The 15,140-nt window shown below is 64.4% G+C and carries 12 protein-coding genes; 5 read left to right on the top strand and 7 right to left on the bottom strand.

The window, feature by feature from the left end; genetic code table 11:
* The first annotated feature begins 163 nt into the window (after window positions 1-163).
* The 3 genes from AB0362_RS04945 (at window position 164) to AB0362_RS04935 (ending at window position 2,955) form a co-directional block, all read left to right on the top strand.
* The gene (locus AB0362_RS04945) at window positions 164-1,558 is read left to right on the top strand and encodes a cation:dicarboxylase symporter family transporter (protein WP_366235019.1); all 1,395 of its coding nucleotides are present in this window, start codon (window positions 164-166) and stop codon (window positions 1,556-1,558) included.
* 130 nt (window positions 1,559-1,688) lie between these two features.
* Entirely contained in the window at window positions 1,689-2,198 is a 510-nt protein-coding gene (locus AB0362_RS04940; protein ID WP_366235018.1) for a glutathione peroxidase, read from the top strand.
* Window positions 2,199-2,253: 55 nt separating this feature from the next.
* Window positions 2,254-2,955, top strand: coding sequence for a DUF2334 domain-containing protein (locus AB0362_RS04935; RefSeq protein ID WP_366235016.1), 702 nt, complete (start codon window positions 2,254-2,256; stop codon window positions 2,953-2,955).
* A 138-nt stretch (window positions 2,956-3,093) separates the two neighbouring features.
* On the opposite strand, the gene AB0362_RS04930 is transcribed toward AB0362_RS04935, so the two are convergent.
* The 6 genes from AB0362_RS04930 to AB0362_RS04905 form a co-directional block, all read right to left on the bottom strand.
* Window positions 3,094-4,776: a glycerol-3-phosphate dehydrogenase/oxidase gene (locus AB0362_RS04930; protein WP_366235015.1), complete on the bottom strand. Its 1,683-nt coding sequence runs from the start codon at window positions 4,774-4,776 to the stop codon at window positions 3,094-3,096.
* 50 nt (window positions 4,777-4,826) lie between these two features.
* Window positions 4,827-6,587 carry a thiamine pyrophosphate-binding protein gene (locus tag AB0362_RS04925; RefSeq protein ID WP_094686797.1) on the bottom strand — a complete coding sequence of 587 codons (1,761 nt, stop codon included), beginning with the start codon at window positions 6,585-6,587 and terminating at the stop codon, window positions 4,827-4,829.
* A 61-nt stretch (window positions 6,588-6,648) separates the two neighbouring features.
* Window positions 6,649-8,049, bottom strand: coding sequence for an iron-containing alcohol dehydrogenase (locus AB0362_RS04920; protein ID WP_366235014.1), 1,401 nt, complete (start codon window positions 8,047-8,049; stop codon window positions 6,649-6,651).
* Window positions 8,046-8,903 (bottom strand): HAD-IIA family hydrolase, encoded by an 858-nt coding sequence (locus AB0362_RS04915; RefSeq protein WP_366235013.1) that lies wholly within the window; start codon window positions 8,901-8,903, stop codon window positions 8,046-8,048. The genes AB0362_RS04920 and AB0362_RS04915 overlap by 4 nt, the downstream gene beginning before the upstream one ends.
* Window positions 8,900-10,399 (bottom strand): glycerol kinase GlpK, encoded by a 1,500-nt coding sequence (gene glpK, locus AB0362_RS04910; protein WP_094645726.1) that lies wholly within the window; start codon window positions 10,397-10,399, stop codon window positions 8,900-8,902. The genes AB0362_RS04915 and glpK overlap by 4 nt, the downstream gene beginning before the upstream one ends.
* A gap of 88 nt (window positions 10,400-10,487) precedes the next feature.
* Window positions 10,488-11,447: a hypothetical protein gene (locus tag AB0362_RS04905; protein WP_094645725.1), complete on the bottom strand. Its 960-nt coding sequence runs from the start codon at window positions 11,445-11,447 to the stop codon at window positions 10,488-10,490.
* A gap of 406 nt (window positions 11,448-11,853) precedes the next feature.
* Here AB0362_RS04905 and AB0362_RS04900 point away from each other — a divergent pair, with 406 nt between their 5' ends.
* Window positions 11,854-13,422 (top strand): FGGY family carbohydrate kinase, encoded by a 1,569-nt coding sequence (locus tag AB0362_RS04900; protein ID WP_366235012.1) that lies wholly within the window; start codon window positions 11,854-11,856, stop codon window positions 13,420-13,422.
* Here the strand turns inward: AB0362_RS04900 and AB0362_RS04895 are convergent.
* Window positions 13,386-14,204, bottom strand: coding sequence for a DeoR/GlpR family DNA-binding transcription regulator (locus AB0362_RS04895; RefSeq protein ID WP_366235011.1), 819 nt, complete (start codon window positions 14,202-14,204; stop codon window positions 13,386-13,388). The two genes, AB0362_RS04900 and AB0362_RS04895, sit on opposite strands and share 37 nt — an antisense overlap.
* A gap of 42 nt (window positions 14,205-14,246) precedes the next feature.
* On the opposite strand from AB0362_RS04895, the gene thiM reads away from it, so the two are divergent.
* Window positions 14,247-15,056: a hydroxyethylthiazole kinase gene (gene thiM / locus AB0362_RS04890; RefSeq protein ID WP_366235010.1), complete on the top strand. Its 810-nt coding sequence runs from the start codon at window positions 14,247-14,249 to the stop codon at window positions 15,054-15,056.
* Window positions 15,057-15,140 lie beyond the last annotated feature (84 nt).

Below are 15,140 nucleotides of genomic sequence, written 5' to 3'. Positions count from 1 at the left end.
CGCGCAAGAACAGTCGGTGTGAACGAAATGAACGTATAGGTGACTCCTGTCACGGCGTCGAGCAACATCATCTCTCAGCAGGGGTGATGCACCTCACTCCACTCCCAGTAGTCACGAAGTCCGCAGTTCGACTCGCGCTTCATTTGAACCAGAAGGAAGACTCATGACAACCATCGATGCCGAGCGGTTCGACAATCCGCCAGCCGAGCCCAAGAAGAAGCGCGACAAGACTCACTGGCTCTACATTGCCGTGATCATCGCGGTGATTGCCGGTGTGATCGTCGGATTGACGGCAAAGGACTTCGCCGTCGAGCTCGCGGTCCTCGGCACGCTCTTCGTCAGCCTGATCAAGATGATGATCAGCCCGGTCATCTTCTGCACCATCGTCCTCGGTATCGGATCGGTCCGAGCCGCAGCCAGTGTCGGCCGCGTCGGTGGCCTCGCCCTGGCGTACTTCATCACGATGTCGACCATTGCACTCGGTATCGGCATGGTCGTAGGAAACCTGATCCAGCCCGGTGAGGGGCTCAACATCGTGCCTGGCGGCGGCGATGAGTACGCCGAAACCGCAGAGGGTGCCGGTGGCACCATGGACTTCATCGCCGGCATCATCCCGGAGAGCCTGCTGTCGTCGCTCACCGCCGGATCCGTACTGCAGACGCTCTTCGTGGCCATCCTCGTCGGCTTCGCGCTGCAGGCCATGGGCAAGCAGGGTGAAGGTATTCTCAAGGGCATCGGCGCAGCGCAGAAGCTCGTTTTCCGCATCCTGACCATGATCCTGTGGCTCGCCCCGATCGGTGCTTTCGGTGCCATCGCCGGTGTCGTCGGCAAGACCGGTTTCGACGCGGTCATCCAGCTCGGCACCTTGATGCTGGCCTTCTACATCACGTGCTTCATCTTCGTCTTCTTCTTCCTCGGCCTGATCCTGCGCTTCGTCTCCGGCTTCTCGATCTTCAAGCTGGTCAAGTACCTGGCCCGTGAGTACCTGCTCATCGTCGCCACCAGCTCCTCCGAGTCGGCACTGCCGCGTCTGATCGCCAAGATGGAGCACGTCGGAGTCGAGCGCACCACCGTCGGCATCGTCGTCCCCACCGGATACTCGTTCAACCTCGACGGCACGGCGATCTACCTGACGATGGCCTCGATCTTCATCGCCGACGCCATGAACATGCCGCTCTCCATCGGCGAGCAGTTCTCGCTGCTGCTGTTCATGATCATCGCCTCGAAGGGTGCGGCCGGAGTCTCCGGAGCCGGCCTGGCCACCCTGGCCGGCGGCCTGCAGAGCCACCGCCCCGAACTGCTCGACGGAGTCGGCCTCATCGTCGGAATCGACCGCTTCATGTCCGAGGCCCGCGCGCTGACGAACTTCTCGGGTAACGCCGTCGCCACCCTGCTGGTCGGCACCTGGACCAAGACGATCGACAAGGATCGGGTCAACACCGTTCTCGACGGCGGCCTGCCGTTCGACGAGGAGACCATGGTCGACGACCACCTCCCCGAGGACGAGCGACCTGCCGACAAGCAGGTCATCATCGAAAAGCACGCCGCCAAGGCGTGATACCTGCCGGGCGCCGCGCATCCCCCCGTCGCCCGGTTCGGAAGAACCAAGAACGACCCCGCCACCAGCGGGGTCGTTCTTGTTTTTCGTACGTCGGTTCCATTCTGTCGGTACTCACAGGTAAGTTCGGATGATGACTGAAGTTCAGAACATCGGCATCAACACGCTGGGTGGTGCGCCCACCACGCTCGACGAGTACGCCGGAAGAGCCGTCCTCGTGGTCAATGTCGCCTCCAAGTGCGGACTGACCCCGCAGTACGAAAAGCTCGAGAAGCTCGCCAACGAATACTCGGCGCGAGGCCTGTCGGTCGTCGGAGTGCCCTGCAATCAGTTCGGTGGCCAGGAACCCGGCACCGCAGAAGAGATCGAGACCTTTTGCTCCACCACGTACGGCATCACATTCGCGATGACCGAGAAGGTCGACGTCAACGGTGACAACCAGCACCCGTTGTACGCCGAACTGACCAAGATCGAAGACGCCGACGGCAAGGCCGGAGACGTCCAGTGGAACTTCGAGAAGTTCCTGATCTCGCCCGACGGCGTCGTGACCGATCGTTTCCGTCCGCGCACCGAGCCGGACGCACCCGAGGTGCTCGCAGCGATCGACAAGATCCTGCCGAAGGACACGATGGCCGTTTAGCTTCTGTCTGCATCGACGTCGAGCCTCGTTCACGCTGGTGTGCGAGGCTCGAGTCATGTCTGGACGCCTGATCGTGTCGGTGAGCGGAATCAAGAACGACACCTACGAGCACGCCGCCGAGTTCGCGCGGATCCTCGACGGTCGCGGCGTTCCGCTGTCGCTGCTCGTCGCACCTCGGTTGAAGGACAAATACCGCCTCGCAGCCGACGTGCCCACCCAGGAATGGTTGCGGGCGCGACGCGACGGCGGTGACGCGGTCGTGCTGCACGGCTACGACCAGGCCGCGACGAAGCGTCGACGATCCGAGTTCTCCTCGCTGCCGCGTCACGAAGCACGACTGCGTCTGATGGCCGCCGACCGCGTCATGGAACAGACGGGCCTGCGCACCCGAATCTTCGCCGCTCCGCGGTGGATCGCCTCACCCGGAGCCGTCGAAGCCCTCCCCGACGCCGGCTTCCGAATGTTGGCCGCGCTGAACGGTATTCACGACCTCGACCGGGACGGCGTGGTACGTGCCAGAGTATGGGGAATCGGCGAGGGCTTCAAAGCCGAACCCTGGTGGTTCAAGGCACTGGTACTCGGCGCAGGCCGCACCGCCCGACGTGACGGAGTGGTGCGCCTGGCCATCAGTGCCAAGCAACTCGGACGCCCGGGACCGCGACAGGCAATCCTCGACGCCATCGACCTCTCCCTGCACCACGGAGCCGAGGCCGGCGTGTACGAATGGCTGCCGCGCAGCAACTCTCGCGTGGCCTAGCAAGCCGTTCGCTGCCCCCACCCCCGCCCGACCCCCGCCCGGCCCCACCCCGCGTCAATGGACCCTTGCACGCCTCAGACGTATGCAGTGGTCCATTGACGCGAACGGGGTGGGGGTGGGGCCCCGGGGGAGGGTCGGTCAGCTGCTGGTCGTCGAGTACGACGCCTGGGCTTCGAGTTCCGACGCAACGGTGTGGCGCGTGCAGGAGGTCAAGCGTTTGACGTACTCCTGGTTTTCTCGAAGATCCCGCGCGACGTGGTCGGTGGACCATCCCGCGTGCTGTTCGAGGATTCGCCCCACGGCCTCGGCGGCACCGTCCTGCGCGCCGGGTTCGATGCCGATCATGATGCGCCGATGCAGGATGTCGGCCAGGGTGACCGCGTATTCCTCTCGGATTGCCAGCATCACTTCGGCGGCCAGGAACGCGCCGCGACCGTGTCCGACCACCTCTGCCAGTGTCGGTTCGGTGCGCGTCAACTCGAGCAGTTCGTCCACGCGGCTGCCGTACACGGCCACCAATCGGTCGACGAGATGTTCGGATAGACCCAGATCGTCTGCAGCCGCTCGTAATCCGCGAGCAGGATCGGGGCCTGCACCGGGTAGTGGTGTGCTGCGTGCACAGAACGTCGGCTTCGGGCGCTTCATCTTCCGGTAGACCATCGTCAGCGTCTCCTCGGCCAGCGATAGGTGCGGCGTCAGCTTGCCGCCGACGACCGAGATCAGCCCCTCCAGCTCGTCGTGATCGACGATGTCGTGGCTGCGGGAGATGGCCCGAGTGTCCCCATCGGCTTGGAAGGGGAGGGGCCGAACACCCGCGTACGTCATCACCACCGACTCGCGCGTCAATCCGGCACCGGGGATCAGCTCGTTGGTCTCGGCCAGGATGTAGTCGATCTCGTCCTGCGTTGCCGCCACGGTGTCCAGGTCGCCGTCGAAGCGGTCGTCGGTGGTTCCGATGAGGAAGTGCCCGCGCCACGGAATGACGAGCACGGCGCGGTTGTCCGACCGGGCCTCGTAATACACCGCGCATGTCGGAGCGCCGGGGAACGGTCCGACGACGGCGTGAGTTCCCTTGGTACCACCGATCAATCGAGGCATCGAGGGTGCGGAGCCGACCAGCACGTCATCGACCCACGGCCCGGCTGCGTTGACGACGACCGTGGCCCGAACCGTGGCCGATCGTCCGGTCGTGACGTCGAGGAGCTCGACTCCGGTGACCGTGGATCCCTGTGTGGTCAACGCAATTGCCTGGGTGTGGTTACGCACCGTCGCGCCGTGCCGCGCCGCGTCGAGCACATTCTCGACGACCAATCGCTCTGCGAACTCGACCTGGCCGTCGTAGTAGTGCAGACCGCCCGCGAGTGACGAGGTGTCCAGACCGCCGAGTTCGACGGCCATGGCTTTCTTGTTCAATCTGCGGTGTCGAGGCACCGACTTGTTCCAGGACAAGGCGTCGTACATCGCCATGCCCACCCGCATCATCCAACCCGGTTTGTGGTTGTGGCCGTAGAGCGGAACGACGAACGGCAACGGCTTGACCAGATGAGAAGCAATGTCGAACAGTGCTTCCCGGTCGCGCAGTGACTCGTGCACCAATGCGAACTCCATGAATTCGAGGTAGCGAAGTCCGCCGTGCATCAACCTGCTCGACCAACTGGACGTGCCGCCCCCGAAATCTCCCTTGTCGATCAGGAGGGTTCGGGTGCCCTGCAGTGCGGCCTCGCGGGCGATCGCCGCCCCGTTGATGCCCGCACCGATCACGACGAGGTCGTACTCGTGCGCGGCCACCTCGTCGAGATCCAGTCGTGTGGTGTTACTCATGTCTGTCCTTCTCGTCGTTCCGCTCGGTCTGTGGACCTGTTGCTGTGCAGTTACTTTCGGCCCGCAGACTGCTGCCACGGGCGAGCCTGGTAGACCGTTCCCGGGCGTGGATAGAATTTGCCCGACGCCAACCGGCGGGTGTAGCTGTCGATCGGCGTCGCGTCGGGATCGATTCTGATCTCGACGACGGTGGGTCCTTCGGTGCTGAAGGCCTTGTCGAATGCGTTGGCCAGCTCGTCGGCCGAGGTGACCAGAATTCCCTGCATTCCCAGACCTGCCGCCGCCGCGGCGTACGAGGTGCTGGCCTTCTCGCTCTCCAGGTCCACGGAGTAGCGCAGGCCCTCGTAGTGCAGGTGCTCCCACATGCGGAGCCATCCCCAGGTTCCGTTGTTGAGGACGACGTGCACGATGTTCATCCCGTGGGCGGCCTGGGTGGCCAATTCGCCTACCGAGTAACTGAATCCGCCGTCGCCCGAGACGGTGACGATGCGCGCCTCGGGGCGGGCTTTCGCGGCACCCATCGACGCCGGGGTCGAGTAACCGAGCCCGCCCTGTCCGCGTGCGAACAGGAAGTTGCGTCCCGGCACCGGGTTCTTCAGGTAGTTCGATATCCAGCCGGCGCTGAAGCTGGCGTCGGAGACGACGATGTCGTGGGGCCGCAGATGCTTGGCCAGTTCGGTCATGGCCCTCGGCGGCATGACCGGGCTCGCCTCACTCAGTCTCAGTGGTTCGGTCGATGCCCATGCGGCGATCTTCGACTCCGCAATTCGCTTCTGCCACTCCGGAACCGACTTGGGTTCCACCAGCGGGACGAGCGCTTCGAGGGTGGCCTTGACATCGCCCAGCAGTCCGGACGAAGGCCCGAAGGTTCGGCCGAGCTGACTGCCGTCGACGTCGACCTGGATGGTCATCTGCTCCGGACGGGGCAGGGCCCAGTTCAGCGACGTGTTCTGTCCCACTTTGGATCCCAACCAGATGATGAGATCGGCCTCGCCGGCCAGCTCACGCGCGGCCTGTGATCCGAGAGGGTTCAGTACGCCCACCGAGTAGCTTTCGGTCTCGGTGACCGAGCCCTTGCCGGTGAAGCTGGTGCCCACTGCGGCACCGACGCGAGTGGCGAACTCGGCGAGCTCCGCGGTTGCTCCCGAACCCAGAACGCCGCCACCGGCAATGATGTACGGACGCTCGGCCTTCGCGATCAGCGCTGCGGCGGTGCGCAGTTCGTCGTCGGAGGGCCTGCTTCGGTACGCAGGTGCGGAGTTGAATCTTTCCTCTACCTGGAGATCTGTTTCTTCCCACTCCTCGTCCAGCACATCGTGGGGAATCACCACGGCCGTCGGGCCGGGCTTGCCGGTGGTGGCAGTGCGAAACGCCGCTCGCACCAGATCGGGGACCGTCTCCAGGTCCGGTGCCAGCCAGGACTGTTTGGTCATGGTCTGCAGGAACGGCATCTGATCGAATCCCTGGGAACCGACTCCACCGTCGCGCAGCGGAACCCAGGACCGTGGGAGTTCGCCGACGATGGCAACGATGGGCACCGAGGCGTTCATGCTCTCGATGAGTCCGTCGGGAAGCTTCGTCGTGCCGGGGCCGACGGTCACGTCCACGATTCCCGGCTTACCGCTCACTCGTGCATAGGCGTCGGCGGCATAGGCCGCGGAACGCTCGTCACGGCAGCCGAGATGGGACATGTCTTTCCTGTTCGACAGACCCTGGTAGAACGCAGCCGTCTGGCCGCCGGGCTGTCCGAACACCTGTGTCACTCCGTGCTTGCGCAGAATTTCTGCGACGAGATCGCCACCGTGTGGCATGAGACACGCTCCTTGTTGTCGGGTCGAGAGTTGTTGGTGCGTAGAGGGAATGGTCTTCGGTTCAGAGTCCGCCACCGGACTCGGCGGCCCGGTCGAGTACGCGGTCGATGAATTCGTCTGTCCAGCGGCCGGATACGAGCAGTGCATCGCACAGCGTGAACCGATCCCGCATGAGCGGAAGTGTGCGCATGATCCACCGAACAGTCTCGCGGTCGACTGGCGGTGTCAGCTGCGAGAACCTGGTCGGTGCGCCGATGGCGGCCAGATCGGCAGCGATGTCGGCTGCGGTTCGAAGAAGGGCGACCAACGCGCGGCGGTGATCAGCCCAGTTCGCCACGAAATCTTCGAGCTCACTACGCGCGCTCGACCATCTGGCCATCTTGGTCGCCACATTGCGGGCACAGGCCTCTCCGACCCTGCCGGAGGGATCGATCGATTCCCACGCCCTGATGACCGAGGAGTCGAGGTCCGGTATCGGTGTGATCGCGTCGTCGACGTCGATGGCGAGAGCATCGAAGGATTCGATTGCACTCTCCCACAACGCCGCTGATATCACCGCGGCGACACCCACCTGAGCGCCGTGCAAGTCGTGGTCGGTACCTCGGGCCACTGCCGCCATGTCGATCAGGTGGCTGATCAGGTGCTCGCAGCCCGACACCACGGCCGTCGTTCCGGTGACACCGATGCCGAGACCCCCGTAGGTGAGGGTATCGAGTAGTGCTTCGAGATCCAGCTCCGTCAGCGACGGTGCATCTCGAAGTCGCTCCGCCGCTGCACCGATCACGGCCAGAACGTCGGCGTCGAACTCGGTGTCCATGCCCAGAGTGCACGCCAGATACCAGTCGGCAGGCGCGCACCAGATCGCGGCCGCATCTCCGAATCCTGCTCTGGTCAGCGCGGCAGGTGCGTGGGCGACCACGTCGTGGTCGATGATCAACGCGACGGGCCAGGCGGTGGGAACCGTGCTCTTGGTGCCGCTGCGGACCAGCACCGACAGTGGATCGGAGAAGCCGTTGACCGACGCACATGTCTGGATCACCACGAGGGGAACGCCATGCCGATGGGAGAGCACCTTGCCGAGGTCCACGATGGTGCCACCGCCGACGGCCACGATGGCCGCACACCCCGCGTTGGCGGCGGTGGAACCGTCCACCGTTGTTTCGTCGAGAACCACCGTCCCGTGCCGGTGGTTCGGGACCGACACCATGGCCGTGAAGTGTCGGGCAACAGTGCTCTCGATCTCGGCGAGGACGTCGCGTGAACCCACCGAGATCGGTGTGCCGTCGTGCAGGATCACCGCCGTACCCGATGCATCGAGTTCTGCCAGAACGGAGTTCAACTCCGCCAACGCCCCCGGAGCACTGACGAGCGTGCGGAGCGTCGACGCGGCGTGGTCGATGCCGATCTGCGCGAGATAACGCGCTGTGTCCGTCGTCGCGCCGACGGTCTGCGGCCGGCTCATCCTGCGCTCCGAGTCGATCGAACAGGCAGCAGATCATCGACCGATTCGACGATGTACGTGGGCCGACCCTCTGGCTCTGCCCGGTCGACATCGTCGAGAGTCGATTCGCCGGTGAGCACGAGAGCCGTCGAGGTGCCGGCGTCCACCCCCATGGCGATGTCGGTGGTGAGCCGGTCGCCGACGACGAGCGTGGTGGCCGGATCGATCCCGGTGAGCGCGCTGATGGTCTCGAACATGAACGAGCTGGGTTTGCCCATCTGCGCAACGGCAACGAGTCCTGTGCTCGCCTCGATGGCCGCCGTGACCGCCGCCGCGTCCGGGTCGCCGAATCCTCCTGGGAGAGGACAGAACCGGTCGGGGTTGGTGGAGACGAGAATCGCGCGACGGTAGACGGAGAGTGCCTCGAAGGCAATCTTGAGTTTGCGGTAGTCGAATCCGCGGTCGTAGCTCGCGACCACGACGTCGATCTCCCGTGGATCCTCGCTCAGTTCGAGGCCGGCCGCCGAGATCGAGTCCTTCAGCGGCTGTTCACCGATGACGAAGATCTTGCTTTTCGAGGCATTCTCGGCCAACCACCGCACCGTCGTCATCGACGTGGTGATCACGTCGGACACCTGCGCCGGTATGCCGAGCGACGTGAGCTTGTCGGCGTACTGCTGCGGCGCACGGGTGGGGTTGTTGCTGCAGAACACAACTCGACGACCATGGTCGCGGAGCGCTTCGATCAGGTGCGCTGCACCGGGCAGCAGTTCGTCGCCGAGATAGAGCGTGCCGTCGAGGTCGAAGACGTAGGACTCGAACAGTTGTGTCGGTCTGTGCAGAATCGACTGTGTGAGTGTCGAAGTCGGCGTCATCGGGTCGTCACCTTGCGGGCCCAACCCTTGGAGAGTTCGACTGCCTCGATCCAGCCCGCGTACATCTCCTCGGCTTTGGTGCGGTCCATCTTGGGCTCGAAGGTGCGGTCCACCGACCACAGTGCCTCTATCTCGTCGAGGGATTCCCATACCCCGGTGCTCAATCCGGCCATCAGCGTCGCCCCCAGCGCAGTGGCTTCGGTGATGGCGGGCCGGATCACGGGGATGCCGAGGATATCGGCCTGGAGTTGGCAGAGCATGTTGTTGTTCACCGCGCCGCCGTCGACCCGCAGCTCGGGCAACGTGACCTGACCGTTCGCGGTGATCGCATCCACGACGTCGCGGGTTTGGAAGACCATGGATTCGACGGCTGCGCGGATGATGTGCAATCTGTTGGTGGAGCTGCTCATTCCGACGATGCAGGCACGGGCGTAGGGATCCCAGGTCGGTGCGGCGAGTCCGGTGAAGGCGGGAACCAGGTAGACACCGTCGGTGCTGGCCACCTGGCCTCCGTACCATTCGCAATCCGCAGCTCCGTGAATGAGTTTCATGTCGTCGCGCAGCCACTGCATGGTCTTGCCCATGCTGAACAGCACGCCCTCGTTCTCGTAGCGGACATCGTCGCCGACACCCCAGGCCACGGATGTCGTTGCGCCCTCGACCATCTGCGGGGTGTCGCCGCAGTTGATCGTCAGCACCCCTGCTGTTCCGTACGTCATCTTGGCCTGACCGGCTCGGAAGCAGACCTGCCCGAAGAGCCCGGCTTGCTGGTCGCCCATGTTGGACGCGATGGGAATCGGTGCCCCGAACGTGGCACCGGCGTCGCCGACGATCGTGTCCGAGGAGACGACCTTCGCGAGCATGCAGCGCGGAATGCCGTAGGCGTCGAGCAGATCCTGATCCCATTCACGGGTGTGGATGTTGAACATCATCGTTCGCGAGGCGTTGGAGTAGTCGGTGACATGGGCGCACCGTCCGGTGAGGTTCCAGATCAGCCAGGTGTCGATGGTGCCCGCCAACAGTTCACCCTTCTCGGCCCGCTCGTGCGCTCCCGGCACGGTCTCGAGAATCCAGGCGATCTTGGACGCGGAGTAGTAGGCGTCCGAGTTCAGGCCGGTGCGCTCGCGAATGACGGAGTCGAGTCCGCGTTCCCGCCACCGCTCGATCACGCCGTTGCTCTGGCGCGACGCCCAGACCACCGCGTTGTGGATCGGCCGCCCGGTCTCCTTGTCCCACACCACGGCCGTTTCCCGTTGGTTCGTCAGTGCGATCGCGGTGATGTCGGTCGGTTCGAGATCGGCGCTCCGCAGTGCCTCGCGCATCGTTTCCAGCTGTGCGGTGAGGATTTCGAGGGGATCGTGTTCGATCCATCCCGAGTTTGGATAGATCTGAGTGATTTCGCGTTGCGCTACCGCGCGGACCTCGCACTTCTCGTCGAAGATGAGAGTTCTTGCGCTGGTGGTGCCTTCGTCGATTCCGAGAATGTACTGAGTCATGGCTGACGCTCTTTCCGTCGTGTCGTGGCGAGATGGGGTTGGTGTTTCGGGTGAGATCGAGTTACCGCTGTGGGGCCGACGGGCCGGTTCAGATTTGTCCGAATATCAGTTGGGTGCCGACGATCAGCGATGTCGTGACGGCGATGGCGCACGCCGGAGGGTCGAAGTGGCTGTCTCCGAGCGTGTGGAAGATGCGGGAGCTGAGCTCTGCGAGAAAAGCGCTGAACAATCCCACTCCGACGGCCGCCACCAGTGCGATCGTGCTGGGCGCACCTGCGGAGAGAACGGCGACGGCGGCCAAGCCGGCGGGCAACGTGATGTGATGCGATACCGGACCGGACAGGCCGATCTGCAGCAGCAGGAGTGTCGTGGCACTGAATCCGAAGAGCAGGATGGGGCCCAGTGCTCGGGCCGACTCCGGAAGGCTGACGATCAGCCAGCCCGCAGCCAGTCCGAAGCCGACAGCGACGGTGGCAACCTGCAGCCGGTGCGATTGGAACGGTAGCCAGGCCTGCGTCGCGGTCGGGTGCCACCGGGTGGCGATCTGTGCGCCCGGGCCACCTCGGTTCGATGCCACCAGTCCGGTGCGTCCGAACGAAAGGCGCGTTGCCGCAGCAAGAATCACGACCGTGAGGGCGACAGTATCGGTGAGCACCACCGCCGAGGTAATCGTCGAGTCGATGCTCACGGCGGATTTGAGCGCCTTTTCGAGTGCGAATCCGAGAACTCCGAATGCGCCGCCGACGAGCAGCACGCTGCTGCTACCCAGGCCGACCAGCGGCGAGAGAATGTTCTTGCCGTCGTCCAGCTTGCCGGTGCGTTTGGCGTATGCCGCCGCCGCAACCGCCCCGACGAACGCCACCTGGGGGCCGAGAAAGGGCCCGAATGCCAACTGCCCCAGGAAGTCGTAGTCGGAACCGGCCAGCGCAGCCACCACGCCGACGATGCAGAAGATGCCGCAGAGACTGAAGACGAACAGTCCGCCGAGGGCAGCGCCGACCAACCCACCGCCGAATGCGGCGATGTACGCGACCAGTTGAAGATCCACGGCAAGAGTCCTTTGTTCGAGACGGTGAGGTGCCCGTTCACGGGTCCTCGTGGTGGAGCCCGTCCACTCCTGGCCCGAGGTGACGGGTGGGAATGCGGGGCGAAACCTCTTCGAAAGCCATCGGCCGCACCAGGCGGGGACGGTGACCGAGGGAGCTCGTGTTCGAGCGGCGCCGGGTTGAGAGGAACTGACTTCGTGTTTATGCCGGTTTGTGCGGCTTAGTGACGAAGTTAACTCACGGTGGAGTGGCAGTCAACATCTACCGGGCGGTAATATTTACGACTTCAAACCCCATTTCACTAGGCAACTTGGTGAAACTATGTGATCCTTGTCATCTAGTCCTGAGGCAGTAGCCCTCCGCACAGGATCGCAAGAGCTGCATTAATCCGCAGCCGGGATGGTGGTCATGGAGCAATACATCGTCGGCATCGACGCCGGCGGAACCTTCGTCAAAGCGGGGCTGTTCGACGCGAACGGGCACGAATTGGCCGCATCGAAGGAACGAAGCCCGCACTCGACGTCCAGCGGCGGCAGGCGTGAACAAGATCCCGATGCACTGTTCGGTGCCGTGTGCTCCGCGGCGCAGGCCCTGCTCCGCTCGTCGGGCATCGGTCCGCGCGACATAGCCGCGATATCGGTCACCGGCTACGGCAGCGGGTTGTGGCTGGTCGACGAGCACGGCGCGGCGCTCGGGAACGGCATCCTCTCGACAGATGTCAGGACCGAACTCGAACCAGCATCAGCACTGGACGAGGTCACGGCGGCACGGGTTGCGCACATGGTGTCGCAACGAGGGTGGAGCGGACAGACCGCGGCGTTGTTGAGATGGTTCGGCGAGCACGAGCCGTCGATGCTGCCCAGGGTGCATCGCGTCCTTGCCTGCAAGGACTACATCAGGTCTCGATTGTGCGGGGACATGTCCACCGATCACACCGATGCCGGGCTGACCGGCTTGTGCGACATCGAGCGAAATTCATGGTCGGAGGACGCACTCGACTTGCTTGGACTCTCGCAGTGGCGCGCCGTGTTGCCGAGTATCGGGCCGGGCGCAGAGAAGGTCGGCGTGGTCACCGCCGTGGCCGCCGAACTGACCGGATTCGCGGTGGGCACCCCAGTGGTTCGGGGAGTGGTCGACGTTGCCGCGTGCGCGGTCGCCTCACGAGTGCTCGACAGAAGTCACATGTCCGTTGTCGCAGGAACATTCGGAATCGATCAAACGCTGCATCGACGCCCCAGAACCAGCAGGCCCCCGTTGCTCCAGTGCCGGTACGTCACGGGGGAGGTGTATCTCGCGAGCGAAGGCGGGATCACGTCGGCGAGCAACCTCGAATGGTGTTGTCGCTCGCTGTTCGGCGGACCGGCCGACGACGCCAGGAACCGAGGGGGAGACCTCTATCGGATGTGCGACGAGGCCGTGACTCGCGCGTATGCCCGAGATCGATTGGGCGACATGATGTTCTTTCCGTATCTGTTCGGTGGACCCGGGGGTGCGCCGGCCGGCCTGCTCGGGGCTGTCGCCGAGGACGGGTTCGACGAGGCGGCGCTGGCTGTGTACGAGGGAATTGCCTACGCGCACAGAGCGGATATCGAGTCGCTCCTCGAGGGCGAGGACGCAGCTCGGCCGAGCGCCGTCCGGATGTCGGGGGGTGCCTCGCTCAGCCCGATCTGGCCGCAGATATTCGCCGACGTTCTCGGACTGCGCGTGGACGTCGCCGACCGAGGGGAAATCGGGGTCCGTGGTGCTGCGATCACAGCTGCGGTGGGAATCGGGATGTTTCCTGAATTCGCCGCCGCTGCATCGGCATTCACGCCTACGCTGCGATCCTACGAACCCGATCCGCAGCAGGTGGCGGTGATGGCTGTTCGATACGCGCGCCATCGTGCAACGACCACAGCACTGGCTGAGGTCTGGAGCAGAGGGTATTCGGTCGACGATCGCTATTGCGATCGGTCCGTCGTCGCTGCGGATGCCTGACCGCCCTGTTCGATGTCGTCGACGGAGATGCACTCGACGCCGCTGTCGCGATACTGCCGCAGAAGTGCGGGATCGAGGCCGGGCTCGACCGCAAGCGTGGTGATCGCCGCGAGCGGAGCGACCTGGAATGCACCGGAATAGCCCAGCTTGTCGCTGGTGCACAGGACGATCGAGCGGTGGGCCCCCTCGATCATCGCCCGTTTGATCTGCGCTTCCTCGTACTCGAAATGAGTGATACCGGAGTCGACGTTGATGCCCAGAATGCCGAGGATCGCGACATCGGCATTGATCGACTCGTACGTCTTGAGAGTCTGCGCGCCCACCGTCACCATGGCGTTCTTCAGGAGGCGACCCCCGACCACGACGACCTCGCAGTGGGGATGCTCCGCGAGGTTCACCGCGGTCGACGGGCTGTGCGTGACGAACGTCGCGCGAAGTTGGGGGTCGAGCTGTTTCGTCACCTCGATTGCCGTCGTACCGCCGTCGATGAGAATCACCTGGCCGTCCTGCAGCAGGCTTGCGGCAGCACGGGCGACGAGCGACTTGGCCGACGCCTCCTGGCCTCGCCGATCCCGGTAGTCCTGGTGCAACGTGGACACCACCAGCGCTCCGCCGTGCACTCGCTTCAATTTTCCTTCCGCTCCGAGCTCGTCCAGATCCCGGCGAATGGTGTCCTCGGAGACGTCGAACGTGACGGCGAGTTCGGAAGACAGAATCTTGCCCGTCGTGCGCAGTAGCTCGAGGATTCGGAAGTGCCGCTCGGGCTTGAGGAGTGTGGCCACCAGGGCATCGTATCCGTCGACCGCGGTCGTAGACTCGGATCGATGAGTGCTTCTAGCGTGACCCTGGACGACGTCGTCCACGCACATCGACTCCTACGCGAACGTAATCCGCTGGTCCAGTGTTTGACCAACACCGTGTCGGTGCAATTCGTCGCGAACGCGCTGTTGGCCGCGGGGGCCGCTCCGGCGATGGTGGACAACCCCGAGGAAGCGGCCGGCTTCGCCGAGATCGCCGACGCGGTCCTGGTCAATCTCGGGACTCCGACAGCCGCGCAGGTCGAAAGCGCTCACCTGGCGTCGGCCGCAGCGAGGGCAGCGGGGAAGCCGTGGGTTCTCGATCCGGTGGGAGCAGGTGGTCTGCCGTGGCGCACCCAGGTGGCCGTCGAGCTACTTGTCAACCGGCCCAGCGTCATTCGCGCCAATGCGTCGGAGATCATGGGGCTGGCAGGTGCGGACGGCGGATCGCGCGGAGTGGATTCGTCTGCGCAGGTGGCGGATTCGGTCGATGCGGCGAGTTCATTGTTGGATCGAGCCGACGTGGTGGCGGCATCGGGGGAGACCGATCACATTCTCGGCCCGGATGTCATGGTGAAGGTCGGCGGCGGAAGTGCACTGCTGCAGCGGGTTACCGCGACCGGATGTGCCCTCGGTGCGCTGACGGCTGCCTACTGCGCGGTGTCACCCAGTGCTTTGATCGGTGCCGTCGCGGCGCACGCGCATGTCGCGGTGGCGTCGGAGATCGCTGCGCGGTCGACATCGCGGCCGGGGTCCTTCGCCGTCGCGTTCCTCGACGGCCTGGATGCGGTGGACGAGTCGGTCTTACGCGAGTTGGTTCGGCTCGACACGGTCTGACGTGTGCAACCCGCGCTCCACTGTGCCGCACTATCCGCGGGAATGTCGCGAAATGTGCGCGTAGTGGTGCGAAAAATGCAGATC

The organism is Rhodococcus sp. NPDC079359 (assembly GCF_040702585.1).
Taxonomy (GTDB): domain Bacteria; phylum Actinomycetota; class Actinomycetes; order Mycobacteriales; family Mycobacteriaceae; genus Rhodococcoides.
The sequence above is the reverse complement of the archived record's forward strand: the minus strand, read 5'-3'. Positions and strand labels throughout refer to the sequence as shown.

Bases quoted from the DNA above. Each gene is read 5' to 3' on its own strand.
- AB0362_RS04945 (WP_366235019.1), top strand. From the start codon at position 164: ATGACAACCATCGATGCCGAGCGGTTCGACAATCCGCCAGCCGAGCCC.
- AB0362_RS04940 (WP_366235018.1), top strand. From the start codon at position 1,689: ATGATGACTGAAGTTCAGAACATCGGCATCAACACGCTGGGTGGTGCG.
- AB0362_RS04935 (WP_366235016.1), top strand. From the start codon at position 2,254: ATGTCTGGACGCCTGATCGTGTCGGTGAGCGGAATCAAGAACGACACC.
- AB0362_RS04930 (WP_366235015.1), bottom strand. From the start codon at position 4,776: ATGAGTAACACCACACGACTGGATCTCGACGAGGTGGCCGCGCACGAG.
- AB0362_RS04925 (WP_094686797.1), bottom strand. From the start codon at position 6,587: ATGCCACACGGTGGCGATCTCGTCGCAGAAATTCTGCGCAAGCACGGA.
- AB0362_RS04920 (WP_366235014.1), bottom strand. From the start codon at position 8,049: ATGAGCCGGCCGCAGACCGTCGGCGCGACGACGGACACAGCGCGTTAT.
- AB0362_RS04915 (WP_366235013.1), bottom strand. From the start codon at position 8,903: ATGACGCCGACTTCGACACTCACACAGTCGATTCTGCACAGACCGACA.
- glpK (WP_094645726.1), bottom strand. From the start codon at position 10,399: ATGACTCAGTACATTCTCGGAATCGACGAAGGCACCACCAGCGCAAGA.
- AB0362_RS04900 (WP_366235012.1), top strand. From the start codon at position 11,854: ATGGAGCAATACATCGTCGGCATCGACGCCGGCGGAACCTTCGTCAAA.
- thiM (WP_366235010.1), top strand. From the start codon at position 14,247: ATGAGTGCTTCTAGCGTGACCCTGGACGACGTCGTCCACGCACATCGA.